The organism is Labilibaculum euxinicum, assembly GCF_009795715.1.
Classification (GTDB): Bacteria; Bacteroidota; Bacteroidia; order Bacteroidales; family Marinifilaceae; genus Labilibaculum; species Labilibaculum euxinus.
In genome coordinates, this window is record NZ_WTCR01000005.1 from 270,270 (window position 1) to 296,015 (window position 25,746).

General features: G+C 35.7%; 22 protein-coding genes and 1 tRNA gene. 13 read left to right on the forward strand and 10 right to left on the reverse strand.

Going from position 1 to position 25,746, the window contains the following annotated elements:
* Positions 1–48 precede the first annotated feature (48 nt).
* On the reverse strand, positions 49–723 hold the full coding sequence (locus GQR60_RS08645) for a DNA alkylation repair protein (RefSeq protein WP_124992532.1): 675 nt from the start codon (positions 721–723) through the stop codon (positions 49–51).
* A 135-nt stretch (positions 724–858) separates the two neighbouring features.
* On the opposite strand from GQR60_RS08645, the gene GQR60_RS08650 reads away from it, so the two are divergent.
* A tRNA-His gene (locus tag GQR60_RS08650) sits at positions 859–934 on the forward strand.
* 453 nt (positions 935–1,387) lie between these two features.
* On the opposite strand, the gene GQR60_RS08655 is transcribed toward GQR60_RS08650, so the two are convergent.
* Complete coding sequence (locus GQR60_RS08655; RefSeq protein WP_124992533.1) at positions 1,388–1,657, reverse strand: hypothetical protein; 270 nt, start codon at positions 1,655–1,657, stop codon at positions 1,388–1,390.
* A 142-nt stretch (positions 1,658–1,799) separates the two neighbouring features.
* Between GQR60_RS08655 and GQR60_RS08660 the strand changes: the two genes are divergently transcribed.
* Positions 1,800–2,192 (forward strand): terminase gpP N-terminus-related DNA-binding protein, encoded by a 393-nt coding sequence (locus tag GQR60_RS08660; RefSeq protein WP_124992534.1) that lies wholly within the window; start codon positions 1,800–1,802, stop codon positions 2,190–2,192.
* 263 nt (positions 2,193–2,455) lie between these two features.
* On the opposite strand, the gene GQR60_RS08665 is transcribed toward GQR60_RS08660, so the two are convergent.
* Together GQR60_RS08665 and GQR60_RS08670 are read right to left on the reverse strand one after the other, a co-directional pair.
* Positions 2,456–2,680, reverse strand: a complete 225-nt coding sequence (locus GQR60_RS08665; protein ID WP_124992535.1) for a helix-turn-helix domain-containing protein — start codon at positions 2,678–2,680, stop codon at positions 2,456–2,458.
* A 13-nt stretch (positions 2,681–2,693) separates the two neighbouring features.
* Positions 2,694–3,323, reverse strand: a complete 630-nt coding sequence (locus GQR60_RS08670) for a DUF2975 domain-containing protein (RefSeq protein ID WP_124992536.1) — start codon at positions 3,321–3,323, stop codon at positions 2,694–2,696.
* 335 nt (positions 3,324–3,658) lie between these two features.
* Here GQR60_RS08670 and GQR60_RS08675 point away from each other — a divergent pair, with 335 nt between their 5' ends.
* The 10 genes from GQR60_RS08675 to GQR60_RS08720 all read left to right on the forward strand — a co-directional run bounded on the left by GQR60_RS08675 (position 3,659) and on the right by GQR60_RS08720 (position 15,996).
* On the forward strand, positions 3,659–4,165 hold the full coding sequence (locus GQR60_RS08675) for a YkgJ family cysteine cluster protein (RefSeq protein WP_124992537.1): 507 nt from the start codon (positions 3,659–3,661) through the stop codon (positions 4,163–4,165).
* Positions 4,166–4,220: 55 nt separating this feature from the next.
* Entirely contained in the window at positions 4,221–5,246 is a 1,026-nt protein-coding gene (porQ, locus tag GQR60_RS08680) for a type IX secretion system protein PorQ (protein WP_124992538.1), read from the forward strand.
* A gap of 147 nt (positions 5,247–5,393) precedes the next feature.
* Positions 5,394–6,086, forward strand: a complete 693-nt coding sequence (gene cmk, locus GQR60_RS08685; RefSeq protein WP_124992539.1) for a (d)CMP kinase — start codon at positions 5,394–5,396, stop codon at positions 6,084–6,086.
* A 23-nt stretch (positions 6,087–6,109) separates the two neighbouring features.
* Positions 6,110–7,957, forward strand: coding sequence for a 6-phosphofructokinase (pfkA, locus tag GQR60_RS20200; RefSeq protein ID WP_124992540.1), 1,848 nt, complete (start codon positions 6,110–6,112; stop codon positions 7,955–7,957).
* Between the two features lie 111 nt (positions 7,958–8,068).
* Positions 8,069–10,543, forward strand: a complete 2,475-nt coding sequence (gene priA, locus GQR60_RS08695; RefSeq protein ID WP_124992541.1) for a replication restart helicase PriA — start codon at positions 8,069–8,071, stop codon at positions 10,541–10,543.
* A gap of 137 nt (positions 10,544–10,680) precedes the next feature.
* Positions 10,681–11,682: a bifunctional heptose 7-phosphate kinase/heptose 1-phosphate adenyltransferase gene (locus tag GQR60_RS08700; RefSeq protein WP_197092715.1), complete on the forward strand. Its 1,002-nt coding sequence runs from the start codon at positions 10,681–10,683 to the stop codon at positions 11,680–11,682.
* Between the two features lie 215 nt (positions 11,683–11,897).
* A complete protein-coding gene (locus tag GQR60_RS08705; protein ID WP_124992542.1) occupies positions 11,898–12,701 on the forward strand; it encodes a ParA family protein in 804 nt (267 codons plus the stop codon).
* 15 nt (positions 12,702–12,716) lie between these two features.
* Entirely contained in the window at positions 12,717–13,595 is an 879-nt protein-coding gene (locus GQR60_RS08710; protein ID WP_124992543.1) for a ParB/RepB/Spo0J family partition protein, read from the forward strand.
* Positions 13,596–13,623: 28 nt separating this feature from the next.
* Positions 13,624–14,283 (forward strand): DUF5683 domain-containing protein, encoded by a 660-nt coding sequence (locus GQR60_RS08715; protein WP_124992544.1) that lies wholly within the window; start codon positions 13,624–13,626, stop codon positions 14,281–14,283.
* Between the two features lie 9 nt (positions 14,284–14,292).
* Positions 14,293–15,996, forward strand: coding sequence for a lytic transglycosylase domain-containing protein (locus GQR60_RS08720; RefSeq protein ID WP_124992545.1), 1,704 nt, complete (start codon positions 14,293–14,295; stop codon positions 15,994–15,996).
* A 378-nt stretch (positions 15,997–16,374) separates the two neighbouring features.
* Here GQR60_RS08720 and GQR60_RS08725 read toward each other — a convergent pair whose 3' ends face one another.
* Genes GQR60_RS08725 through GQR60_RS08735 form a run of 3 tightly spaced genes read right to left on the reverse strand, consistent with a single transcriptional unit; the run spans position 16,375 to position 19,555 of the window.
* Positions 16,375–17,889 (reverse strand): GldG family protein, encoded by a 1,515-nt coding sequence (locus tag GQR60_RS08725; RefSeq protein ID WP_124992546.1) that lies wholly within the window; start codon positions 17,887–17,889, stop codon positions 16,375–16,377.
* A 10-nt stretch (positions 17,890–17,899) separates the two neighbouring features.
* A complete protein-coding gene (locus tag GQR60_RS08730; RefSeq protein ID WP_124992547.1) occupies positions 17,900–18,619 on the reverse strand; it encodes an ABC transporter permease subunit in 720 nt (239 codons plus the stop codon).
* 6 nt (positions 18,620–18,625) lie between these two features.
* On the reverse strand, positions 18,626–19,555 hold the full coding sequence (locus GQR60_RS08735) for an ABC transporter ATP-binding protein (protein WP_101308048.1): 930 nt from the start codon (positions 19,553–19,555) through the stop codon (positions 18,626–18,628).
* A gap of 168 nt (positions 19,556–19,723) precedes the next feature.
* Here GQR60_RS08735 and hxpB point away from each other — a divergent pair, with 168 nt between their 5' ends.
* On the forward strand, positions 19,724–20,377 hold the full coding sequence (hxpB, locus tag GQR60_RS08740; protein ID WP_124992548.1) for a hexitol phosphatase HxpB: 654 nt from the start codon (positions 19,724–19,726) through the stop codon (positions 20,375–20,377).
* On the opposite strand, the gene GQR60_RS08745 is transcribed toward hxpB, so the two are convergent.
* From GQR60_RS08745 to GQR60_RS08755, 3 genes are read right to left on the reverse strand one after another with little or no spacing between them, the layout of a single operon-like run.
* Positions 20,364–20,876, reverse strand: a complete 513-nt coding sequence (locus tag GQR60_RS08745; protein ID WP_124992549.1) for a shikimate kinase — start codon at positions 20,874–20,876, stop codon at positions 20,364–20,366. The genes hxpB and GQR60_RS08745 overlap by 14 nt on opposite strands.
* A gap of 48 nt (positions 20,877–20,924) precedes the next feature.
* Complete coding sequence (locus GQR60_RS08750; RefSeq protein WP_124992550.1) at positions 20,925–23,525, reverse strand: DNA gyrase/topoisomerase IV subunit A; 2,601 nt, start codon at positions 23,523–23,525, stop codon at positions 20,925–20,927.
* Between the two features lie 50 nt (positions 23,526–23,575).
* A complete protein-coding gene (locus GQR60_RS08755) occupies positions 23,576–25,408 on the reverse strand; it encodes a DNA topoisomerase IV subunit B (RefSeq protein ID WP_124992551.1) in 1,833 nt (610 codons plus the stop codon).
* Positions 25,409–25,746: the final 338 nt, after the last annotated feature.

The following is a 25,746-nucleotide window of genomic DNA, read 5'->3' on the forward strand; positions in this document are numbered from 1 at the left end:
TCCTAGATGTGAATGCCATATCACATCATAAAATATCTTAAAAAACACTTACAAATTAAGTTCATATTGAAGATCAGCCCAAATCTCTTTCCAGTCCTCATCCCCTCTCTTTAATTCGCAAACCAAAGCAACAAGCTTATTTACAACAACATCTCCTCTTCGGGCAATTTTTCCCAAGGCTCTTTTTACCTGATTCAAAAAGTAAGCATCCTCGAATTTCTTTGGAAGCATTTCTATAAAATCAATAAACAGCCTGTCATTCTCCTCTTTTTTATCCATTGCCAGGCGTCCAACAACCATTACTGCACACACCTGTTTTGAGGCATCCTCACTTTTCACCCACTCTTTAACAAGCTCCTTTATATTAGGCAGATACTGAAACAAATTCATACTTGCCTGCTCCAATAATTCATTTGAATCCATCTCGGCGAACCAACGCTCTAACTGATCTCCTGTCACTTTTTCCGGTTCTTCGAGAAGAGTTGCCACGATTTTCGATTCGCGAAAGCCTTTTGTCCACAATTTATGTGCTAAAAGATGATCCTTCTGATAATCTTTCCCAATTTCCCGCAAATTTACAATTGTTGCTCCCAATGCTTTTGGGTAGTTCAATCCAAATTTTTTCATTTCATGATGTGTCTCACCATTACGAAGAATTTGAATTTTCTTGAAAATTTCCTGAAACAATTCTTCTGTTTCTTTTTTATCGATAAAAAAATCCATTTTATTAAAATTAGTTAACTGCCTGCAAAGGTAGAGTTTATAATCCTTTCAGAATATATTTTTATATTTTTTTCATAAAACACTTGGATAATAATTAAAGATTTCTCTATATTTGCACCGCATTAGAGCAAAAATGGTGATTGTAGCTCAGTTGGTTAGAGCGCTGGATTGTGGTTCCAGAGGTCGCCGGTTCGAGACCGGTCTTTCACCCTAGATAAAAAGTCAATGAAAATGCGCCTTACGGCGCATTTTTTTATGGCTAAAATTATAGACCTACTACGTAGCGAATACTCAAGCGAATACTTTGTGAAAAAATATACTACACCTTGTATTTATCCAAAAATTGTAATTTCCAAGCCACTTTCCTCATTCACAAATGATGAGAAAAATGCTATAATTGTTAAGATAATATTTCATCGGAATTTTCTCGTAACACATCTATATCCCTTTTGTTATTGGTAATAAATTGAGGAATTCAATGATAAAGTCCAAGAATAAGATAACCAAACCCAATATACAGCCAACAATAATATCACAAAAAATAATACAACCAAGAGTCTGTCAATCACTTTGGCTCTTTTACTAAAAACATCATAATTATTCATCTTAATCATACTTACATTACAAATGTACAAAAAAAAGCAAATGTGTGATTTTTAATTTCTCAGTCATATTCTACATTAAACAACTCTTTTTTATTTATTGGTCGGGGTGGAGTATTATATAAATCTTCAGGATTGCATTCAAAAAAATCAGCAAGTCTTATAATTACTTCAGAAGGAAAATCTTTTGAAGAACCCTCCGGCGCATTAAGAATCCTGCTAACATGCTCTCTTGTTCTACCCATCATCAGTGCAATTGCTTTTCTGAGAGCAGCTCCTTCCTTAGCTTTTAAATTCCCCAATCGATCATTGATATTAAATTTTTTTTGCATTGAATACCGCTATTTTAAAACTATTGCTTAATTTGTGCGCTAGAGATCACACAACTCTTATTCTATTTCATAATAAAGATTACGAATTTCACAAAACTGTCCAAATTAAACAGACACTTTTTGATTAAATAATTCACACCTTATGTCAAAAGGCGATATTATAAAAACATTAATTACGGAATCGGGGTTGCCAATTACTGAAATTGCAAGAAGAATTAATGTTGACAGGCGAACAATATATGCCTATATGAAGAAAGACAATTGGAAACCTGAGACCTTAAAACAGATTTCAATTGCCTGTAATAAAGATGCCAATTATTTGCTAAAAAAAATATTGGACAGCAACACTAAGCAAGGAGAAGATAAACAGATAAAAATAGAAGAACCAGATGTAATCTATCACAATACAAAAAAAATAAACGATCTTTTAAACGAAAATGCAGTCCTCTTACACAAATTGGTAGAATTACAGGAGAAACACATTTTACTGCACGAGGAGTATTTACAATTAAAAAAAAACAATTCCACCAAGTAATAATTCGCACAGACAATTTCCTCTAAATTCAATTCTAAAACAGGTGTTTTAAAAACTCAACACATTCAAAATATTAGTCTAAAAGGGATTATTAATTACATCGAGGCAACAAAAAAAAACAACTCCACCTACGCTTAGGCCTTAAAAATTTTAACTGACGCAAACCTGGCAGACATATTTTTTTAGACATAAGAATATTGGAGCTATTGCAAATACCAATAATCACATCCATGCAATTCCATCAATGAAAATTTCACCCCATATTAATTTGGGGAATTATCTTCACACGGTATATAATCCAAAATGTCAGCTGGTTTGCAATCTAGTTCCCTGCAAATAGCCTCCAATGTTGAAAAACGAATGGCTTTCGCTTTACCACTCTTCAGAATAGACAAATTGGCTACCGTTATCCCAATTCGATCTGCAAGCTCTTTCGAACTCATCTTTCGCTTGGCCAGCATCACATCTAAATTTGTTATTATAGGCATCTAAATCTCTCCCTTAAATTGTTAATTCAGCATCATTTTTCATATCCAACCCAAGCTTATAAACTTCAGCTACAACAAAAAGAATCATCGACTTGTAAACACCTGCTAGAATTAAACCATCCGGCATAAGCTGTAAAAGATTACCCGCTACCTTAAAATCCTCTATTAAAAACACAGAAAAACCAAAAGATATAACAAAAGTATAAACAGAATAAGTTAAAATCAAAAATGCCAATTTTCGGATTCGAATATAATTCTCTTTGCAAAAATAACTCTTCTCTCGATTTTCTTCTTTTAATGTATTAAAAATATCCTTTAGCTGCTTAACGCTAAAAATAAAGAATCCAATAAGAATTAACTTATTCAATACTGCAGCAATTCGAAACCAAATATTACTTGAAATAATAGACTCGGGTCTAACAATAAATTCACGAACTCCTTCCATGTGTTCTCCCCATAGAAAAGAAAAAGAATACTGCAGCTCTACTGTGCTGTAAAATGGTAACCTAAGCCCGATATCGTCCCCGACAATAAGGAATACAATTCCAGAAATCGCACCCACCACACCAATCAAAACACTCAAAAAAAACACAATATTAAACAGTCCGTAAAGAAACCCAATAATTCTGTTACTATTTTTCATTTATTAAAAAATTAGTTAATATTAGAGAAACAAATATAATTAATAAATTCTCGTTTTACAATTATTTATTATTGTTTTGCAATAATTTATGATTGAATATCAACAAACGCCTCAACAACATTCAATTTTCCAAAACACGAAATTCAGTTTGCAATTCGAGTCCGTTTTTTAGCTATAGATCAATGAAAAACAGTCTTTTTTTGACGGTTGACGGCACAATTCCATGCACTCATGCATGGAAAATGAGAATTTTGACACTAAATTTGGTCCGTAATATTCAGAACAACTGTTTATTTCACAAAGAGTCAAACTGTTTTTTAACCCGGAATTACGTAATGAGCAAAATAAAGATCGATTTAGAGTTGTTAAAGCAGAATGCAAAAAATACCGAAACTGCTACCAAAGAATTATTCACCAGATTTAAAAAAAAGAAACCCAAACAATTGGATTCTATTGTTCACACACTTCATGATGAAGTATTCGAAGATCTGGATTGCCTGGAATGTGCCAATTGCTGCAAGAGCATTAGTCCGATTGTTATTGATAAGGACATTGAACGCCTGGCAAAACAGTTTAGAATGAAACCTTCCGAATTCATCAATCAATATTTATATATGGACAATGAAAACGATTATGTGTTTAAGGAAACCCCTTGTCCGTTTTTGATGCCTGACAATTACTGTATGGTTTATGAAAATCGTCCCCGTGCCTGCCGTGAATATCCACATACCGACCGCAAACGCTTTTATCAAATACTCGATCTCACATTAAAAAATACACATTACTGTCCTGCTGTTTACGAAGTAGTCGATCGCCTTAAAAAGAAAAAAGAACAACTATAAGCAAGAATTTTTTCATTCGGATTTCTATCTTTAGAATGCCTAAGCAATCAATTCCATGAATAAAACAGCAATTCTCATCCTCATTTCTCTTCTTGCAAGCCTTACGCTGAAAGGCCAAAGTGGTGGAGAAAACATCTACGAATTCCTGAATTTAGGAAGTTCGGCCAGAGTTGCTGCCATGGGAGGAGATCAAATTGCACTGAACAATGTTGATGCAGATTACTCTTTTTACAATCCAGCGGCCCTTCATCCCGATTTGGATCAAAAAGTGGCATTAAATTACGTAATTTACCTTACGGATATCAATTACGGATATGCTTCCTACACTAAAGATTATGCTAAAATCGGCACCTTTTCATTGGCAATGCATTACGTAAACTATGGAAAATTTACAGAAGCAAACGAATTTGGAGAAATAACAGGCAATTTTAAAGCTTCCGATTACGCGCTGATTATTAGTTATGGCAGGCAATTGAATAAGAATATTCGTGTGGGAGCTTCAATTAAACCAATTTATTCTGCCTTAGAAAAATACAGCTCTTTTGGTTTGGCTACCGATTTGGCCTTGATCTACGACAGTTCCGATGAACTATTCAGAGCTTCAATTGTGGCGCGGAATTTTGGTTATCAGATAAAAGCCTACTACGGATCGCACCGTGAAGATCTTCCGAATGAAATTTTAATTGGAATGAGTACCAAACTACAGCACGCTCCGTTTCGTTTTGCAATCACCTACCGCCATCTGGAAGAATTCGATCTGACTTACGAATCAGAATTAAATAAAACGGACGATTCCTTCTCAAAATCAAGCAAAGACGGATTCTCCGACAAAGCCCTGAAACACTTCATTTTAGGTACAGAATTTTTACCATCGAAGAATTTTAGCATTCGGCTGGGGTACAACTTTCAGCGAAGAATGGAACTTAAAGTTGATGAAAAAACTTCGACTGTTGGATTCACATGGGGATTTGGAGTTAAAGTATCTCGTTTTCAGGTGAGTTTTGCCTCGGCAAAGTATCATTTGGCAGGCGCAAGCAATCATTTCTCAATCAGCACACGATTAAGCGACTTTAATTTCTAAAAAAATAATTCAAATTGCGCATTTCAATCGTTTACAGGAAACTATAATCTTTCACACCTCCTATTTTTAGTTCCAAATCTCATATTTTGATCGATTTTCTTTATACTTTTGTACCCAATTGCACAAAAAAACCGAGCAATAACTAGAATGGATATACCTGAAAAGAAACTAATTATAGCAATCGACGGACATTCGTCGTGCGGAAAAAGTACTGTTGCCAAGGATTTGGCAAAAAAAATTAAATACACTTATATTGACAGTGGCGCAATGTATCGGGTGGTTACTCTTTTTGCAATGAGAAACAACTTAATTTCCAGCGACAAAGTAGATGAAAATAAGTTGGCTCATTTGATCGATCAAGTAAACATCTCTTTTAAATACAACACTGAAAAACAGCGTCACGAGACTTATTTAAATGCTGAATTGGTTGAAGATGAGATTCGCCAAATGGCTGTTTCGAACAACGTAAGTTTGATTGCTAAAATCAAATTTGTTCGTGAGAAAATGGTGGCTTTTCAACGTGAATTGAGCAAAGAAGGTGGAGTTATAATGGACGGCAGGGATATTGGAACTGTGGTTTTCCCAAATGCCGATTTAAAAATATTTATGACAGCCGATGTGGAAATAAGAGCCATTCGCCGTTACAAAGAATTAAAAGATAAAGGAGAAAACATTTCATTGGACGAAATCAGAGAAAACGTTTCAAAAAGAGATTATATCGATGAAAACCGTGATGAAAGTCCGCTCCGAAAAGCTGATGATGCAATTGTACTTAACAACAGCCATTTAACTCCGGACGAACAATTGGATTGGATTGTTGATCGCATGAATGAGCTGTAAGTAATCAACCGACAGGATAAAAAATGAATATTGAAATTGATCCTAACGCCGGATTCTGCTTTGGTGTTGTAAATGCCATAAATAAAGCGGAAGAAATACTGAAAGAGGACAATCAACTCTTCTGTATTGGTGATATCGTTCACAACAATATCGAAGTTGATCGTCTTAATACTCAAGGGTTACAAGCCATCAATCACGATCAGTTTGCAAAACTGTCAGGAAAAAAAGTTTTATTTAGAGCACATGGAGAACCTCCAACCTCTTACGAAACAGCAAAAAAGCAAAATATAGAAATTATTGATGCTTCGTGCCCGGTAGTTTTAAAACTGCAAAAAAAGATAAAAAAAGCATATCAGGAGATTAAGAAGTCAAACGGTCAAATAATTATATACGGTAAAAAAGGTCATGCCGAGGTAAATGGTTTAGTCGGTCAAACCGAAGGCAAGGCAATTGTTGTTGAAAATACAGATGATTTAAAATTGGTGAACTTTAGCTTGCCGGTTGTTCTGTTTTCACAAACAACAAAAACCATTTCAGGCTTTGCTGAAATTTCAGAATATCTGAAAAAGGAATGCAAAAACAGCCTTAGTATTAATGATACAATTTGCAGAAAGGTATCGAATCGTGTTCCCTTAATTAAGGATTTTGCAGGCAAACACGATGTGATCATTTTTGTGAGCGGAAAAAAAAGTTCGAACGGAAAATTACTGTTCGATGTCTGTAAAAGAACAAATCAGAACAGTCACTTTATCACTTGCCCCGATGAACTGAATATGGACTGGTTTGCGAATGCGAAATCGGTTGGTGTAAGCGGAGCAACATCCACTCCCACCTGGCTGATGAATGATACAATTGAAAAAATAAAACTTGAAAATAAAAACGATTTAAGCATGTCTAAAATTAAGAAAATTGGAGTTTTAACTTCAGGAGGCGATGCTCCAGGAATGAATGCAGCTATCAGAGCTGTTGTTCGTGCTGCTATCTATAACAAAATTGAAGTTGTAGGTGTACTGCAAGGATACGAAGGCTTAATTCATGGTGATTTTAAGAAAATGAAATCTCATGATGTAAGCAACATTATTCAAAAAGGCGGAACTATTCTTCGTTCGGCCAGAAGTGAAGAATTCAGAACTGTTGAGGGAAGAAAAAAAGCACATGAGCAAATGATTGCCAATAAAATAGATGCTCTTGTGGTTATTGGTGGTGACGGTACATTTTCAGGAGCCCGTATTTTTACACAAGAATTTGATATCCCTGTAGTGGGAATTCCGGGTACTATCGACAATGATTTGTTTGGTACCGATTACACGATTGGTTACGACACGGCAATCAACACAGTAATTGATGCTGTTGATAAAATCCGCGATACTGCGAGTGCTCACAACCGTTTGTTCTTTATTGAAGTAATGGGCCGTGATGCTGGTTTTATTGCTTTGCGAAGTGGAATTGCAACAGGAGCTGAAGCTATTTTAATTCCTGAAAAAGAAACCCACACTCAGGAATTGCAAAAATATCTTGAAAAAGGGTACAAAGAACACAAATCAAGCGGAATTGTAATTGTTGCAGAAGGTGACAAATCTGGTGGTGCTTACACAATTGCAAAGGAAATTGGAAAAGAACATCCTGAATACGACATTCGTGTATCTGTTCTGGGACACATGCAAAGAGGAGGTTCTCCATCGGCTTTCGACCGCGTAACTGCATCTACTTTGGGCGTTGCTGCTGTTGAAGCTTTACTGGATGATCAAAAGAGTATCATGGTTGGAATTGTTAACGGTGAGGTTTCACATGTTTCATTCAACAAAACAATTAAAAACAAGAAGAAAGTTAAGGATTCACTGATGAGTCTTAACGATATTCTTTCTATCTAAATGATTTGAGAACGGTGGTTTTTGTTCATGCCTGTTTTCGTATCAGGATTTAATGCCCAAATGATGAGATTCTAATCAGAACTCATAACTTTGAGGAAAATGCTCACAGTAATGAACAAGACTACCGAATTCGCAGATATTATACTGCCACTTCCATTGGCCCGGCTTTTTACCTACTCTATTCCGGAGGAACTAAAAGCTGATGTGGCCATTGGAAAAAGGGTAGTTGTTCCCTTCGGCAGTAAAAAATTCTACACAGGCATTGTGAAAAACATTCACAATACAGCTCCTGAAGATTATTCAACCAAAGATATTATTACCTGTCTGGATGAATCTCCGATTATCAATTCTTTTCAATTCAATTTTTGGGATTGGATATCACAATATTACCAATGTGCTTTAGGTGATGTTTTTAAAGCAGCACTTCCTTCAGGATTAAAGCTGGAAAGCCAAACCAAGATAACTGCAAACGAAGATTTTCAGACTCAGGAAACTCTAAGTAAAACCGAGGCGCAAATTTTGAATGTACTAAAGCATTCAAAAGACGTGAACATCTTTGCATTAAATCAGGCCACAGGATTAAAAAATACGCTTCCTCAAGTAAAATCACTACTCGAAAAAGGAGCCGTTTCCATCGAAGAACAAATCATTAACCATTACAAGGAAAAGAAAAAAGAGTTTGTTCGATTGGTATATGATTTTAGCGAATCGGAAATGGGAAATCTGATTAATGACTTAAAAAGAGCAAAAAAACAGCAGGAGATACTCCTCTCCTATCTTAATCTTTCCAAACATTACTTCGAAGAAAATGCTCTAAAAGTTTCAGCCCTCGAACTTCTAACGTCAACAGCAGCTTCCAAAAGCATTTTAAAAAGTTTGGTGGAAAAAAACATTCTTGAAATTTACCATGAGAAAATGGATCGAATCGATCTGTCTCAAACAGAAACTTCAGGACTTAAAGAATTGAATGAATATCAGGAAAAAGCAATTGCTGAGATCCGTGAAAACTTTGAAGAGAAGAACTGTGTACTGCTCCACGGAGTCACCTCAAGTGGAAAAACAGAAATATACATCCATCTGATTCAGGAGCAGTTACAACTTGGGAAACAGGTACTTTACCTGTTGCCGGAAATTGCTTTAACAACTCAGATCATCAATCGGCTGCGAACTGTATTTGGAAATAAAGTAGGAATCTATCATTCGAAATTTAACGATGCCGAACGGGTAGAAATTTACAACAATATCAATCAAAACAATCCTGATAATGCCTATCAGGTAATATTAGGTGTTCGTTCATCAATATTTTTGCCTTTCAAAAATTTAGGATTAATTATTGTCGATGAAGAACACGAAAACACATACAAACAATTCGATCCGGCTCCGCGATACCACGCACGCGATGCTTCTATTTATCTGGCTCATTTGCATCAGGCAAAAACTTTATTGGGCACTGCTACCCCCGCAATAGAAACCTACTATAATGCCAAAACGGGCAAATACGGTTTGGTAGAATTGTTTCAGCGTCACCAAAATCTGGAAATGCCCGAAATAATTATTGCTGATGTAAAGGAAGCCAAACGGAAAAAACGGATGAAATCCATGTTCTCTCCTGAGTTGATGCAAATGATGGAAACTTGCCTGGAAAATAAGGAACAGATCATTTTATTTCAAAACAGAAGAGGATATTCGCCCTATCTGGAATGCAAAAGCTGCGGGTGGGTTCCTCATTGCCCAAACTGTGCTGTCAGCTTAACATACCACCAATTCAACAATCAATTGGTTTGCCATTACTGTGCTTACAGTATTCATCCACCAACCAGCTGTGAACATTGCAGTTCAACCGAAATTGAAGACAAAGGTTTTGGAACTGAAAAAATTGAAGAGGAATTAACAGGTTTCTTTCCTGATGCAAGAATTGCAAGAATGGATTTGGATACCACCCGCAAAAAAATGGCCTATGAAAAACTCATTTACAAATTCGAAAATCAGGAACTCGATATTTTAGTGGGTACACAAATGGTTTCGAAGGGACTCGATTTTGATAATGTGAGTTTGGTTGGTGTGCTAAATGCTGACTCAATGCTGAATTACCCGGATTTTCGTGCCTACGAACGGAGTTTTCAGATGATGGCTCAGGTTTCCGGACGTGCCGGCCGAAAAAAGAAAAGAGGCAAAGTTCTGATACAAACTTATACTCCTGAACACCCAATCATAAAAAATGTAATTGGGAACGATTATATTTCGATGTACTCCGACCAATTGGCAGAAAGAAAAGAATTTATTTATCCACCTTTTTACCGCTTAATCAACATCTGTTTAAAACACAAAAACCAAACTCTGGTGAATCAGGCGTCAGAAACCTTGGCAAAATCTTTACGGAAAATTTTTGGCATTCGTGTATTTGGGCCTCAATCGCCTGTTATTAACCGAATTCAAAACTTATACATCGTTAACATCCTTTTAAAAATAGAGAAGAAAAGCTCCCCATCTAAAGCCAAATGGATTTTAAATCAACATGCAAATCATCTAAAAAGCATGGATCAATTTAAATCCATTCAAATTAATTTCGACGTCGATCCGATGTAAACAACATCGTTTACAAGCATTTAAGACTTGTAATTGAATTTTCTAAATGTGTTAAAAATACATAAGGAATGTGCTAAAGATTCGCCAACACACGAATTTGTTTATCTTTGCTGACATAATTCAAAAACCAGGAAATAGTGAATAAAATTGAATTAGAACAAATATTCGAATCCTTCTCTAAATTAAATGTGTTGGTTATCGGCGATGTTATGGTCGACGCCTACGTTTGGGGTAAAGTAGATCGGATATCGCCGGAAGCCCCGGTACCAATTGTTTCTTGCGTTAAGCGCGAAAGCAGATTAGGGGGAGCCGCCAATGTAGCTCTAAATATCAAATCGTTAGGTGCAAGCCCTATTCTTTGTTCAGTAATTGGTGAGGATGAAAAAGGCAAAGAATTTTTAAACCTTTTAACTGAGATTGAAGAAGAGCAATATGGAATAGTTGTTAGCAACAAACGGAGAACAACGGTAAAAACGCGCTTCATAAGCAACAATCAACACCTTATTCGTGTTGATGAAGAAGATACTCATGAATTAGCGGATGAAATAGAAGCTGAATTTATTGATCACATCAAAAGCTTAATCGAAAAGCATGAAATTCATGCAATTATTTTTGAAGATTACGACAAAGGAGTAATCACTAAAAATCTGATTGATGAAATTGTTCATCTTGCTAACAGCAAAGCAATTCCTGTTGCGGTAGATCCTAAAAAACGTCATTACAACGATTATAAAAATGTAAGCCTTTTCAAACCAAACTTCAAAGAATTTGTGGAAGGTTCCAATCTACTGCTTGAAAAAGGAGATATTCACGGATTGTTTGACGAAGCCAAGAAGTTTCAGAATGAGATGGGCATTAAAAAACTATTTATTACGTTATCAGAGTTAGGCGTTTTTATCAGCAATGAAAAAACCTACGAACACATTCCTGCAGTGGTTAGACAAATTGCGGATGTTTCAGGAGCCGGCGATACTGTAATCAGCGTTGCTGCCTTGTGTTTGGCCACCGGTATGAATGCAAGGCAGATTGCTGCAATCTCGAACCTTGCAGGAGGAATTGTATGTGAAATTCCTGTTGTTGTACCTATTAACAAGGATCAACTTTTAGCTGAAAGCAGTAAGATAATCGACAAGCTTTAGAAAAGCGTACAAGTTATTTCTCAATTATGAAAAACGCTCATCCCCAGGGAGTTCTGTTTCCTTATGATTTTAGTCTTGCAGCACTATAATATGTTGATAATTCTCTTGCATTTGTTACTATTTTAGATCGCTTCAAAATTTTAAATATGCTTTAAAATAGTATCTTTGGAACAAGTTCATTTTTATAATATAAAACCTTGTAATCAGAATTGTTTATGGCTAAAATAATTGCTCTGGCAAACCAAAAAGGAGGGGTTGGGAAAACCACTACAGCAATAAACCTTGCTTCAAGTCTTGCTGTTTTGGAGTATAAGGTTTTAATTGTTGATGCTGATCCACAGGCGAATTCGACCTCAGGCATTGGCTTTGATGTTCGAAACATTGAAAAAAGCATTTACGAATGTATTGTTGATGGAATTGAACCCAAAGAAGCCATTCTACATAGTGAGATTGAAGGATTTGATATTCTTCCTTCGCACATCGACTTGGTAGGTGCTGAAATTGAGATGTTGAATCTTGCAAATCGTGAGCAAATCTTATTGAAAGTTCTTGAAAAATTAAGTCCTGATTATGATTTTATTCTAATTGACTGTTCGCCTTCACTTGGTTTAATTACTGTGAATGCGCTAACAGCAGCTAATTCAATAATCATTCCTGTTCAGTGTGAATATTTTGCATTGGAAGGCTTGGGAAAACTTCTGAATACAATTAAAATTATTCAGAACCGTTTAAATCAGGATTTGGAAATTGAAGGATTTCTTTTGACGATGTATGACAGCCGTTTACGATTATCAAATCAAGTTGTAAGTGAAGTTAAAAAACACTTTCAGGATATGGTTTTCGAAACAATCATTCAACGTAACACCAAGCTAGGTGAGGCTCCAAGTTACGGTAAACCAGCAATTCTTTATGATGCAGAATCGGCCGGAGCAGTTAATTACTTAAATTTGGCTCGTGAATTATTGAAAAATAATAACCTGACAAAAACAAGCACCAAAGCAAAACTCATTAGCGAATAATATTGAAATAGTAAGATGGTAAAAAAGAGCGCATTAGGAAGAGGATTAGGAGCACTGATTAATGATATCGATGATGTTCAGGCAAGACCTGAAAAAGATCTAAGTAACGAAATCGAGATCTCAAAAATTGAAGCAAATCCCTATCAGCCAAGAACTAAATTTGATGAGGAAGCTTTGAATGAATTGGCTCAATCTATTAAAGAATTAGGAATTGTTCAGCCAATTACGGTTCGAAAAATTCATAATAACTCCTACCAGCTTATTGCCGGAGAAAGACGTTATCGGGCAGCTAAAATTGCCGGATTAACAAAAATTCCAGCTTACGTTCGATTGGCTGAAGATGATAAAATGCTGGAACTTGCCTTGGTTGAAAATATCCAACGTGAAGACCTTGATTCTATTGAAATAGCCATTAGTTACCAAAGATTAATTGAAGAGTGTAAACTGACACAAGAGAGTTTATCTGACCGCGTAGGCAAAAAACGCTCTACAGTATCCAACTATTTACGATTACTAAGACTACCTGCTGAAATCCAAAAAGGAATTCGCGAGAAAAAACTACTTATGGGCCATGCCCGAGCATTGGTAAATGTTGATGATCCAAGAACTCAACTTGAAATTTTTCAAGTAACCGTTGAAAATGATTTCTCAGTTCGAAAAGTTGAAGAATTGGTTCGTAATTTCAACCAAGCAACGGAAGAAAAACCTGCTCCGGAGAAAGCGACAGCGCTTCCGAAAGAGTATGAATCTTTAAAAGATCATTTAGCCAATCATTTTAGCGCAAAAGTTGATCTTAAACGTACAAAAAACGGCAAAGGAAAAATCATTATCCCATTTACATCCGATGATGATTTAGAACGTATCCTTGCTGTATTGGATCAAATGAAATCATAAGTTAGTTAAACTTTTAAAAATTTAAACATTGAATAATTTGCGCCTGGTAATTCTCCTTGGGCTGATCTTTCTTATGCTTTTTGGCAAGTCAAACAATGCCATTTCTCAGCAATTAGTAGAAGCAGACACTGTAGCGGTAGAATCAATTGTTAAAGTTCATTCTCCGCATAAAGCAACCATGTACTCTGTTATATTTCCTGGTTTAGGACAAGCCTACAACAAGAAGTACTGGAAAATACCTATTCTATACTTAGGAATTGGCTTGGATATTTACGCAATTAACTGGAATACAAAAAATTATAAAAAATACAAAAGTGGCTTTAAAGATTTTTCTGAATTTTACGATTGGAAAACTCTCTCTGCAGAAGAAAAACTTGTGACCGAAAAACCTACTGCAGACAGCTATCAGAAAATTCTGGAAAATGATTGGGATACCACAACAACATCCTATGATACCTGGTTTAAAACCACTTTACAAAATGGTAAAGACTCTTATAAGCACGATCGCGATCTTAGCTATATCATTTTGGTCGGAGTTTACGTACTAAATATTGTTGATGCTGCGGTTGATGCACATTTTACCAATTTTAATGTGAACAATGACTTGACTATTAAAGTAGAACCTGCAGTTAGTTATTCTGCTTTTTCGGGCAATTCTATTGGCTTTAGATGCCAAATTACCTTTTAAAAAACAATGATGAAAAGAAAACAATATATTTTACCCCTTATTTTTTTAGGGACAGCATTTGCTTGCGGCACCATCAAACCGGCAGGTCCAGAACAAACACTCAAGACAGAATCTGAAATTAAACAAGTAACTCTTTCTGAAATTGACACCTTATCGAAAGTTGCAGAAAATGTAATTGAGGAAACTGAAAAGGACTCTTTGGATTTTCTGAAAATTAATCCTGTTGATGTTCGCTGGGATTTAAATGACAGTATCAATACAACTTTCTCAAACAACTTAGACAGTCTGCTTTATTCGTGGTACGCAAAAAACACGTTTAAAACAAAAAAATACAATCAGGGCTCTATTTCGGTTCAAACAGAAAAAATTCCAGATTCCGTTTATATCAAACGATTGGAACAAATTCCTTCTTTAATCGATTTATCCTACAATAAAATCGTTCGAAACTACATTGAACTATATTCGCAAAAAAGAAGATCTCAGGTAGAAATGATGATGGGATTGTCGGAATACTACTTCCCGATTATCGAAGAGATTTTGGACAAAGAAGGCCTGCCTCAGGAATTAAAATACTTACCCATCATCGAATCGGCTTTGAATCCAAAAGCACTATCCAGAGCCGGAGCTAGTGGTTTATGGCAATTTATGTATGGAACCGGGCGAATGTATAAGCTTGACATTAATACTTTTATTGATGAGCGAAGAGATCCTGTAAAAGCCAGTTATGCGGCAGTAAAATATTTGAAGGATATGTACCGGGTTTACGGAAATTGGCATTTGGTAATTGCTGCTTACAACTGTGGACCGGGTAATGTGAATAAAGCAATCAGACGAAGTGGCGGTAAGAAAAACTATTGGGATATCTATTTTCATTTACCAAAAGAAACAAGAGGATATGTACCTGCATTTATAGCCGCTCTTTATACTTTTAATTATCACAAAGAGCATCAGTTATTCCCGCAGCCATCTAATTTACCCGTTGCATGCGACACGCTGCTAATTAATGAACAACTTCACTTTGATCAGGTCGCTAATGTAATCAACATTTCAAAAGAACAATTAAGAGAATTAAACCCTCAATACAGAGCAGATATTATTCCTGCAAGTAAAAACGGCTACGCATTAAAAATACCACTGCAATACACAGCAAAATTTATCGATAATCAAGACTCCATTTTTGCTTACAAAAAGGAGTATTATTTTAGCATGAAAGATAAGGTGGTAAATCCCAATGACCGTTACCAAAAGTTTGCCCATGTTACTCCAAAGAATAAAGCTAAGGTGTATTACAAAGTAAAATCGGGTGATGCTATAGGACTTATTGCTTCCTGGTTTCATGTTCGAACGTCGGATCTTAGATATTGGAATAACGTAAGAAGAAACTTAATTAAAGTTGGCCAAAAACTAGTGCTGTATGTCCCTAAAGGAAAAGAATCCTATTATAATAGCTTCAATACAATGAGTTACAGTCAAAAACAAGCTACATTAGGAAAAACAGTTGCATCAACAACACAAACCACAGCGAAATCAACTTCAACTGCTAACAGTAACGGATCATACATTTACTATACAGTGAAAAGAGGTGACAACTTCTGGACTATTGCCAAGAAATTTCCGGGCATTTCCAACTCCGACATTATGAAAATTAATAATATAAAAGATGATGGAAGTCTTAAGGTGGGGCAAAAATTAAAGATTCAACCCAAAAGCTAAAAATTAATCCAATTAAAACAATATAAAAAAAACGAAGTAATTGCTTCGTTTTTTTTATGCTATATTATTAACAATACTAAATGTTTTATTAACAACGATTAGATGTCTTTATTTTAATTCCTTTTAAATAACACTAATAAAAAGTGCTGTACATCCATATTTTACAGACCAACAACATTTTTACTATAACAAAAAATCCAAACATTAATCAAAAAATTTTGATCGGAATGGAATATATAATTAAATTGCAATTAATAAATAAAATCAGGCTCAACCTGATTCATTTATCCCGATTTATTGATATGCTAATAAGCTTCTGGTATATTCTTTCCCGGAATTGCCAGAAGCCGGGATAAAACAACTCTTCCTACACCCGTTCTACTTTATAAAACCAGGTTTCATTCTTTTAGTTCTCTTCCTTCGTCTTCTTTCAAAACGGAACAAACCATATGCAATTATTAGCACAAGGGGAAGTAAAAAATTAAGATACTTCAAAAAGAAAACTCTGGCATCGGTAATTTCTTTTATTGGGCGTGAAGAAACGCCTTTTGTTCTTAGCGACATCAATCCGGTATCATCACTTAGCCAATCTACCGCATTCGCTAAAAAATTAATATTATCTCTCTGAATTGCAATTTTACTGGCACCTAAACCATTTACAATAAAATTTCCATCACCTACAACACAAATTCGCGCTTCTTTTTCACCACCCATATTTCCTCTTATTGTTGCCGCAACGGTTAAATCCGGATAAAGAAAATCCTGCGCACGCCATATTCTTCCAATATTAAAACTAATTGGTGCTTTTAATTTCCCCGAAATGTCGGATGTAAAGGCAAGTGGCTGATAATTCATCGTACTATCACCCATGAAACTAATTGGGCTTGCAAACTGCAACACAACTGTTTCTATACCATCTGTAATAGTATGGTTTGAAAATTTTGATATCACAGGTAAAAAAGGAAAATTAATTTGCTGTGGATAGGAAAAATATCCTTGCTGCTGAACTGTTACGGTTCCACATTTTTTATCAACAATAAAAGAATCATCTACATATAAGCCTTTGGTTTGCAACCATGTTTCCAAACCGGTATTCACCGAAACACCAATTCCATCATTCAACATGCCGTTTACCCGCTCGATAGCTATAAATAGATTCCCTCCGCCAGCTAAATATTTATCCAGTCGTGATAATTGTGTTGATGAAATGGTTGCCATGGGCCCAATTAACATCAAAGACTTGTATTCCGAAAGATCAGGCTCAGATAACAAATGAATCTGCTTAACATCGTACAAAACGGATAATTCAGCAATGGCCTGTTCCAATTTTCCAAGTGCAGGCTCACCGTGTCCAACAATGTAGCCAATTTTAGGTTTATCCTTAATAGTTAGTCTTTTAATTAAGGTAGACAAAGTATATTCCATAACTATTCCAGGTTTAATTAATGGAATAATTTCTGACTTATCTCCAACTTGAATAGACATTCCCAAAAAGATCCTTTGCACTTTAATCTGATCCTTTTCCCGAACTTCCAACGGCACCGGATTGATCCCAGCCTCGATGGCCTCTTGCTCCAACTCCTCATTCGCATTGGGGTTGATAAATTCAAAATCAATTTTCTTCTTACTGTAATTATTATATTCTGTTAAAAGATTTTTCAGATCCTGTACCGTCCTGTTAACGTCCGGAGGTAGATTATCAGACACATACAAAGTTATTATAATAGGTGTCTCCACCTCTCTTAAAATGCGTTTGGTTGAACGATCCAATGTATATCTCTTATCCTCGGTAAAATCAGCTCGAAAGAAAAAAACCGAAGAAATAAAATTCAGGATAATTAAAATCCCTGCTACAACTAAGCTGCTATATATTATATTTTTTCTTTTAGTCATAAATCAGGATTTACAGATTACGATTTGATAAAATCATTTTTGACGTAAAAAGACAGAAAAACACAAGAGAGAAAAAATAAATCAGATCTTTTGTATCAACAACACCTCTTGAAATCGATTCGAAATGAGTTGAAAGACTCAAATAACTAAAGAAACTCCCAATGAGACCTACAAAGTTAGAAGCCAACACATCAAAAATAATGTGAAAAAAAATACCTATTGACAAGGCTGCTAAAGATGCAATTATTGGATTGGAAGCAATACAGGAGGCAAGCAATCCAATACTAATATAAACCATACTCATAAGCAATAAGCCCACGTATCCCAACAAAATTGCCGAATGATCTACCGGACCAATTGCCCATAAAGTGAAATAATAAATTACTGTCGGAGCCAGTGCTATTGCAATTAACAGTAAAGTGGATAAAAACTTACCAAAAATTAATTGCCAATCGCTAACGGGTTTAGTAAGAAGGAGCTCAAGTGTTCCTGCCTTTAATTCCCCGGCAATTGAACGCATAGTAAGAGCCGGAATAAAAATAAACAAACTCCAGTATGCAACAGTAAAAAATGTATTGAGATTAGCTTGCCCTACAAAAAAGACATCAGCCCCGTAAATCCATGTAAAAAAACCACTAAATCCTAAAAAAATAACGATCAATACATAAGCTGTTAATGAATCAAAAAAAGTGCTTAGCTCTCGGCTGGCAATGTGCAAAATCTGTTTCATAAAGATCTAATGAAGGGTTAATATCCGAAATATATCCTCCAGTTTTTTTTCTGTAGGGGTCAGCTCAGTAATGTAATAATTATTTCGAACACAAGTATCAAATATTGCTTTAACTGATGTTGTATTGGGCAAAGACTGGATCTCAAACAATTGTTTATCAACATCAATAATATCAATAGAATCGATGGTTTCAATCTCAAATAAGGACTCAAAGATGTGATCAATATCACCTCCTTGCACTCCCAATTTCAGAATTTCATTTCCCTGGGCCTGCTTCCTTAATTCTGCAGCGGTTCCGTCCACAACAATTCTACCATTATTAATGATTAAAATACGATCGCAGGTGGCTTCAACCTCAGCTAAAATATGAGAACTTAAGATAACCGTTTTTTCCTTTCCAATACGCTTAATAAGCTCCCGAATCTCAACAATCTGATTTGGATCAAGTCCTGTTGTCGGCTCATCAAGAATTAAGATATCCGGATCATGAATTAAAGCCTGCGCCAACCCTACTCTTTGCTGATAACCTTTTGACAGCTCACCAATTAATTTGTGTTTCTCCCCCTCTAAACCACATGTCCGAATCATATCCAATATCCTTTCAGGAATAAGATATTTAGGTATCCCATGAATTTTCGCAATGAATTCCAGAAAATCGATAATGTTCATTTCCTGATACAATGGATTATTTTCGGCCAGATATCCAATATTTTTCTTTATGATTTCGGGATGATCATGAATAGAGTAACCACCAACCAATATGTCTCCTTCTTCAGGTTTAATAAAACATGCCATTGCTTTCATGGTAGTGGTTTTTCCTGCTCCGTTAGGACCCAAAAAACCTAAAACCTCTCCTGCTTTCACACGAAAAGATACATTATCAACAGCCTTTTGAGGACCATATCTTTTGGTAAGATGTTCAACAACAATATCCATATACGAAAAATCTAATTGTATCTAACAAATTTAGAAAAAAGCCCATCTATCCAACTGAACTGTTAGCGATTTAACAATTATTAACAGTAAATAATCAGATGTGATTGCGCTCTTCTCTATCGTATACTTAAAATAAGTATTTTTGCAAGCTAAATGTAAAATGTAACTATGATTAAAGCAGTAATTTTTGATATGGATGGTCTTTTGATAAATTCCGAACCATTCTGGCAGGAGAGTGAAACAAAAGTATTCTCTTCACTTGGACTTGATGTTAACAATAAAATGTTTGAACAGTTCATGGGAAAAAGAATAGACGAGGTAGTTGAAGTGATGTATAAAATGACGCCCTGGAATCATGTTTCGAAAGAGAAAGTTACAGAAGATATTGTTGAAAATGTTATTCGTTTGGTATTGGAAAAAGGAGCTTGTTTGGATGGCGTGAATAAAACTCTGGAGAATTTACAGCAGGCTTCCTTTAAAATTGGACTTGCCTCATCCTCGAAAATGAAAATTATCTCAGCTGTTTTGGAAAAACTACAACTTCAAGATTATTTCGAAGTGATTCATTCGGCCGAATTTGAAAAGTATGGAAAACCACATCCACAGGTTTTTATAACAACAGCGGAATTACTCGGCATTCACCCTTCAGAATGTTTAGTTTTCGAAGATTCTTTAAATGGTGTAATCTCTGCTCTTGCTGCAGGTATGAAATGCATTGCAGTTCCTGAGAAAGATGCCTATAATCTTGACAAGTTTATAATCGCAAATAAAGTTCTTGGTAGTTTGAATGATTTTGAAATTCCTCAACTTACGGATTTATAATTGGATCCAGAATTACGATAAAGTCTTCTAATTCCAGGTTACCAGAGACCATTTTATACTGTGCCTTTTCATAAAAAGGCATTCTGGTCTTTAAATGGCTTACTATGTAGTCCAGAAGTTCATCCTGAGAAAAATTTTTCACTAAAGGACGCTCGGTATCTGAGTTCGTAATTCGCTCCCGAAGCAACGAAGGACTGCATTCGATAAACAAAGTAACCCCCAAGCGATTCATCTCCTCCATGTTGTTGTTGAAACATGGAGCTCCGCCTCCGGTAGCTACAATAAGATTTTCTGTATCAGAAATTGACTTCAATGCATCATGTTCCCGTTGCCGAAAACCTGATTCTCCGAATTTTTCGAAAATTTCCGGGATCGTTAAATTCTCTCTCTTTTCAATCAGAGTATCAAGATCAGCAAATCGAAAACCATAATGAGCCGCAATCATTTTACCCCAGCGTGATTTACCACAGCCCATATATCCAATCAAAAAAATCTTCATTGCAAAATTTTAAATAAATCAAGGAATAAGAATTCGCTGAAAAGAAAATTAATCTTGATTATTTTCAGCGTTATCATCAACCTCAACGCCTTCAACATCTTCAATATTTTCATCTTCCTCTTCGCGAGGTAAAGGTTCAATTTCTTTTATTTCAGATACTTCGTAAACCGATAATCTTTTTCCTCTTGCTTTGTATGATTTCACACCAATAAACTCATTTCCATCTACAATTTCATTAGGCCGGTCTTCATTTTTACCTCCATATGAAATTTCGAATCTTGGATACTGCTCATCGGTTAAGCAAACCAGTCTGTTAGCAGGATTTTCACCTAAGAAACTTACCTCTTTGCCATTTCCTTCCATGGTAAAGCGTTTTAGGTAGTAATAATCCTGATCAGCATCAAAAAAGACAGCAGACCAAATTTTTTCATCGTCGTATTTTTCAATAATACTGATATTATCAGGATAGTGATTGCTTAAATCGAAGCTTGTAAAATGAAATGATGATGCTCTTGTTACAACAAGAATTTTGTCATCTCCTGTAAATTCACCAATAAAATCACCTCTTTGGTCTGTATTTATACGTAAAACATCTGGATCAAACCATATTTTTCGTCCTCCCAAAGTAGAAACCCCTTCTTGTTTCAGAGTAATCTTATGAACGTCATTTCTGGATAATATATTCCCCATTGAAGCACGTCCTTTGACAGCCAATTCTGCAAAATCAAATTCAAATACTGTTTTTTTCAAACGAGGTTTTGGTTTTAAAACTACACGAACAACTTCAGCCTCCCCGTTTGGATTCGCACTAAAATACAGAATTCGAGAACCATCTGTAGATTTGGTGATATCGTACTCCTTGTCACGAGTAATACTGGTAACAGAAAAACGTTTTACGTAAGAGTTTCCAGCTTTTCCATCCCGATAAGCTACATTATAAATAGTTCTTTTATCGTTCTTTCTGAACACTGCTATGTGCAACAGGTTCTTTCCAACAAAACACTTATCAGCAACCTTGGTCACAAAATAAGTACCGTCTTTTCTAATCACAATAATATCATCGATATCAGAACAATCACAGATGTACTCATCCTTCTTCAGACCTGTTCCAATAAAGCCTTCCTCTCTGTTAACGTATAATTTTTCGTTGGCAACCACTACTTTGGTTGCTACAATATTTTCGAAACTTCTGATTTCAGTTTTTCTTTCCCGTCCAATTCCATATTTCTTCTTTATGGATTTATAGTACCTGATTGTGAAAGGAATAATATTGGCCAGATGAACTTCGATTTCCGCAATCTCATCTTCAATAGATTGAATAAAATCCTTGGCTTTATTAATATCGAATTTAGAAATTCTTTTAATTTTAATCTCAGTCAACCGTACAACATCATCACGGGTTACAGCACGCATTAAGTTTGCCGTAAAGGGTTTTAAACCAGTATCGATGGTTTCAATAACCTCTTCCCATGTTTCACACTCCTCAATGTCCCGATAGATTCTGTTTTCAATAAAAATTCGCTCCAAAGAAGCATAATGCCACGACTCTTCGAGTTCATTTTTGCGTATTTCAAGCTCGAGTTTCAGTAAAGCAACCGTATTATCGGCAGCGCGTCTTAAAATTTCAGCAACGCCAATAAATTTCGGTTTATCATTCTCAACAATACATGCATTGGGAGAAATGGAAATTTCACAATCTGTAAAAGCATAAAGAGCATCAATGGTATTATCAGAAGAAATACCATTGGCCAAATGAATCTGGATTTCTACAAATTCAGCCGTATTGTCATCAATCTTTTTGATCTTAATTTTCCCTTTATCATTTGCTTTGATAATGGATTCAATTACGCTTGATGTTGTTTTTCCAAATGGAATTTCAGTTATTTTAAGAGTCCGGTTATCGAACTTTTCAATTCTAGCTCTCACTTTCACCGCACCACCACGCAAACCATCATTGTAACGGCTTACTTCAACCAATCCAGCTGTTGGGAAATCCGGATAAAGTTCAAACTCCTCACCACTCAGGTAGGACACACAAGCATCAATTAATTCGTTGAAATTATGCGGTAAAATTTTGGATGCCAGCCCAACTGCAATACCTTCTACCCCTTGCGCCAATAATAATGGAAATTTTACCGGAAGCGTAATTGGTTCTTTGTTACGCCCGTCGTAAGATTGTTTCCAATTGGTTGTTTTTGGATTAAAAAGAACCTCCAAAGCAAATTTAGATAAACGTGCTTCAATATATCTTGGTGCGGCAGCAGAATCACCGGTAAGGATATTCCCCCAGTTTCCCTGCATGTCAATCAACAAATCTTTTTGTCCCAGCTGAACCAGCGCATCGCCAATTGAAGCATCGCCATGAGGATGATACTGCATGGTGTTACCAATAATATTGGCTACCTTATTGTATCGCCCATCATCCAATTGCTTCATGGCATGCAAAATTCTTCGCTGAACAGGCTTTAACCCATCATTTACATAGGGTACAGCTCGTTCTAAAATCACATAGGATGCATAATCCAGAAACCAATTTTGATACATCCCGGAAAGATATGTCACATTCCTCATTGTTTCGGAGTGCACGCCATTCACATCATTATCCATTTCCTCTGGGATTTCCATACCATTTGTCTCGTCGTTACTCATAGAGGTATTTGGGTTTATTTAGTTCTAAAAAATCGATTGATGAAATTTGCTTAAAGCTCATCTCTTTCAATATGAAGATTACCGATGATAAATTCTTGTCTTAAAGGAGTATTTTTCCCCATGTAGAATTCCAGCATGTCCGGAACAGAATCATCTTTCTTCATCACAACAGGATCAAGCCTGATGTCTTTACCAATAAAGTGTTTAAATTCACTTGGTGAGATTTCACCTAAACCTTTAAATCGGGTTATTTCAGGGTTAGCACCAACACTTTTCATTGCCTTCACTCTTTCCTCTTCGGAGTAACAATAATGAGTTATTTTTTTATTCCGAACCCGAAACAGCGGTGTTTGTAAAATATACAAATGTCCGCTTCTAACAACATCAGGGAAAAACTGCAAAAAGAAAGTAATCAACAACAAGCGAATATGCATTCCATCCACATCGGCATCGGTTGCAATAATCACATTGTTATAGCGTAAACCTTCCAATCCATCCTCGATGTTTAAAGCTGCCTGCAACAGATTGAATTCTTCATTCTCGTAAACAATCTTTTTCGTTAACCCATATGTATTTAAAGGTTTCCCTTTTAAACTAAAAACAGCCTGGGTATTTACATCTCTGGATTTGGTGATTGATCCACTAGCCGAATCTCCCTCAGTAATAAAAAGAGACGCTTCTGATTTTTGTTCGTGTTTGGAATCGAAATGAACCCGGCAATCACGTAATTTTTTATTGTGTAAGCTAGCCGTTTTTGCTCGTTCTTTGGCAATTTTTTTAATGCCGGAAATGGCCTTTCGTTCTTTTTCTGACTCAATAATTTTCTGGAGAATAGCCTCGGCTACACTTGGGTTTTTATGCAGATAATTATCCAAATTAGAAGTCACGAAATCCATTATGAAATTCCGAACAGATGGCCCTTCCGGACCTATATCTTTAGAACCTAATTTTGTTTTGGTTTGTGATTCAAAAACCGGCTCCTGTACTTTAATACTAATTGCTGATATAATAGAAGTCCTGATATCTGATGTATCAAAATCCTTTTTAAAAAAATCCCGAATCCCTTTCACCAAGGCCTCTCTAAATGCAGCAAGGTGAGTTCCCCCTTGCGTTGTATGCTGTCCGTTTACAAAAGAATAGTACTCTTCGCCATACTGTCTGCCATGGGTCATAGCAACTTCGATATCCTCACCTTTCAAATGAATGATATCATATAATCCCTCCGAATTCATATTCTCATTCAAAAGATCAAGCAATCCGTTCTTCGAAAAGAATCTTTGACCATTAAAGTAAATAGACAGCCCTGCGTTTAGATAAACGTAGTTTTTAAGCAACGTTTCAATATATTCAGAAATAAACCTATAATTTAAAAACAACTCCTCGTCAGGATGAAAAACGATTCTCACACCATTTTTTTCCTCGGTAGGCTCAATTTCATTTTCCTCAACAAGAACACCTCTTGAGAAAACAGCTTTCTTAACCTCTCCTTCGCGAAAAGATTCAATAATGAACTGATCGGACAAGGCATTTACGGCCTTTATCCCCACTCCATTAAGACCTACGGATTTTTTAAATACTTCAGAATCGTATTTTGCTCCTGTATTCATTTTAGAAGTTACATCAATTAACTTCCCAAGGGGAATACCACGGCCAAAATCACGAACAGTTACGTTCCTGTCTGTAATACTAACTTCGATTGATTTGCCCACTCCCATAGCAAACTCATCAATTGAGTTATCAATTACTTCTTTCAATAAAATATAAATACCGTCATCATGAGAAGATCCATCGCCAAGTTTCCCGATATACATACCAGGGCGTTTGCGAATGTGTTCTTTCCAATCTAATGTACGGATTGAGTCTTCAGAATATTTTGCAGTCATGAAAAATCGCGTTTTTACAAATATAGTTAAAAGAACCATTCGTTAGGAAGTAGTTTATCAACAGCCTGTTGAAATGCGCTTACTTAAAGCAATATTCCGGAAATAAAGCCATTCCTATTTCCCTAAAAATCAACGAAAAAAGATATTGCAACACCCAGTAATTCAGAACAAACACAAATAAAATTCAATCTAAAAAACTTAATTGTATTGACTATTGCCTTTTTTTAGTTTTGCTAAATCAAGAAAAAGACAAAGGAATAAAGAAAATAAACACTGGAAGAATCGAAAACAAGGCAAAATTACTGATGTAAAAAAGCTTCTTTCTCATCAGTAATTGG

Coding starts and splice junctions, on each gene's coding strand:
- GQR60_RS08645 (WP_124992532.1), bottom strand. CDS start 723: ATGGATTTTTTTATCGATAAAAAAGAAACAGAAGAATTGTTTCAGGAA.
- GQR60_RS08655 (WP_124992533.1), bottom strand. CDS start 1,657: ATGCAAAAAAAATTTAATATCAATGATCGATTGGGGAATTTAAAAGCT.
- GQR60_RS08660 (WP_124992534.1), top strand. CDS start 1,800: ATGTCAAAAGGCGATATTATAAAAACATTAATTACGGAATCGGGGTTG.
- GQR60_RS08665 (WP_124992535.1), bottom strand. CDS start 2,680: ATGCCTATAATAACAAATTTAGATGTGATGCTGGCCAAGCGAAAGATG.
- GQR60_RS08670 (WP_124992536.1), bottom strand. CDS start 3,323: ATGAAAAATAGTAACAGAATTATTGGGTTTCTTTACGGACTGTTTAAT.
- GQR60_RS08675 (WP_124992537.1), top strand. CDS start 3,659: ATGAGCAAAATAAAGATCGATTTAGAGTTGTTAAAGCAGAATGCAAAA.
- porQ (WP_124992538.1), top strand. CDS start 4,221: ATGAATAAAACAGCAATTCTCATCCTCATTTCTCTTCTTGCAAGCCTT.
- cmk (WP_124992539.1), top strand. CDS start 5,394: ATGGATATACCTGAAAAGAAACTAATTATAGCAATCGACGGACATTCG.
- pfkA (WP_124992540.1), top strand. CDS start 6,110: ATGAATATTGAAATTGATCCTAACGCCGGATTCTGCTTTGGTGTTGTA.
- priA (WP_124992541.1), top strand. CDS start 8,069: ATGAACAAGACTACCGAATTCGCAGATATTATACTGCCACTTCCATTG.
- GQR60_RS08705 (WP_124992542.1), top strand. CDS start 11,898: ATGGCTAAAATAATTGCTCTGGCAAACCAAAAAGGAGGGGTTGGGAAA.
- GQR60_RS08710 (WP_124992543.1), top strand. CDS start 12,717: ATGGTAAAAAAGAGCGCATTAGGAAGAGGATTAGGAGCACTGATTAAT.
- GQR60_RS08720 (WP_124992545.1), top strand. CDS start 14,293: ATGAAAAGAAAACAATATATTTTACCCCTTATTTTTTTAGGGACAGCA.
- GQR60_RS08725 (WP_124992546.1), bottom strand. CDS start 17,889: ATGACTAAAAGAAAAAATATAATATATAGCAGCTTAGTTGTAGCAGGG.
- GQR60_RS08730 (WP_124992547.1), bottom strand. CDS start 18,619: ATGAAACAGATTTTGCACATTGCCAGCCGAGAGCTAAGCACTTTTTTT.
- GQR60_RS08735 (WP_101308048.1), bottom strand. CDS start 19,555: ATGGATATTGTTGTTGAACATCTTACCAAAAGATATGGTCCTCAAAAG.
- hxpB (WP_124992548.1), top strand. CDS start 19,724: ATGATTAAAGCAGTAATTTTTGATATGGATGGTCTTTTGATAAATTCC.
- GQR60_RS08745 (WP_124992549.1), bottom strand. CDS start 20,876: ATGAAGATTTTTTTGATTGGATATATGGGCTGTGGTAAATCACGCTGG.
- GQR60_RS08750 (WP_124992550.1), bottom strand. CDS start 23,525: ATGAGTAACGACGAGACAAATGGTATGGAAATCCCAGAGGAAATGGAT.
- GQR60_RS08755 (WP_124992551.1), bottom strand. CDS start 25,408: ATGACTGCAAAATATTCTGAAGACTCAATCCGTACATTAGATTGGAAA.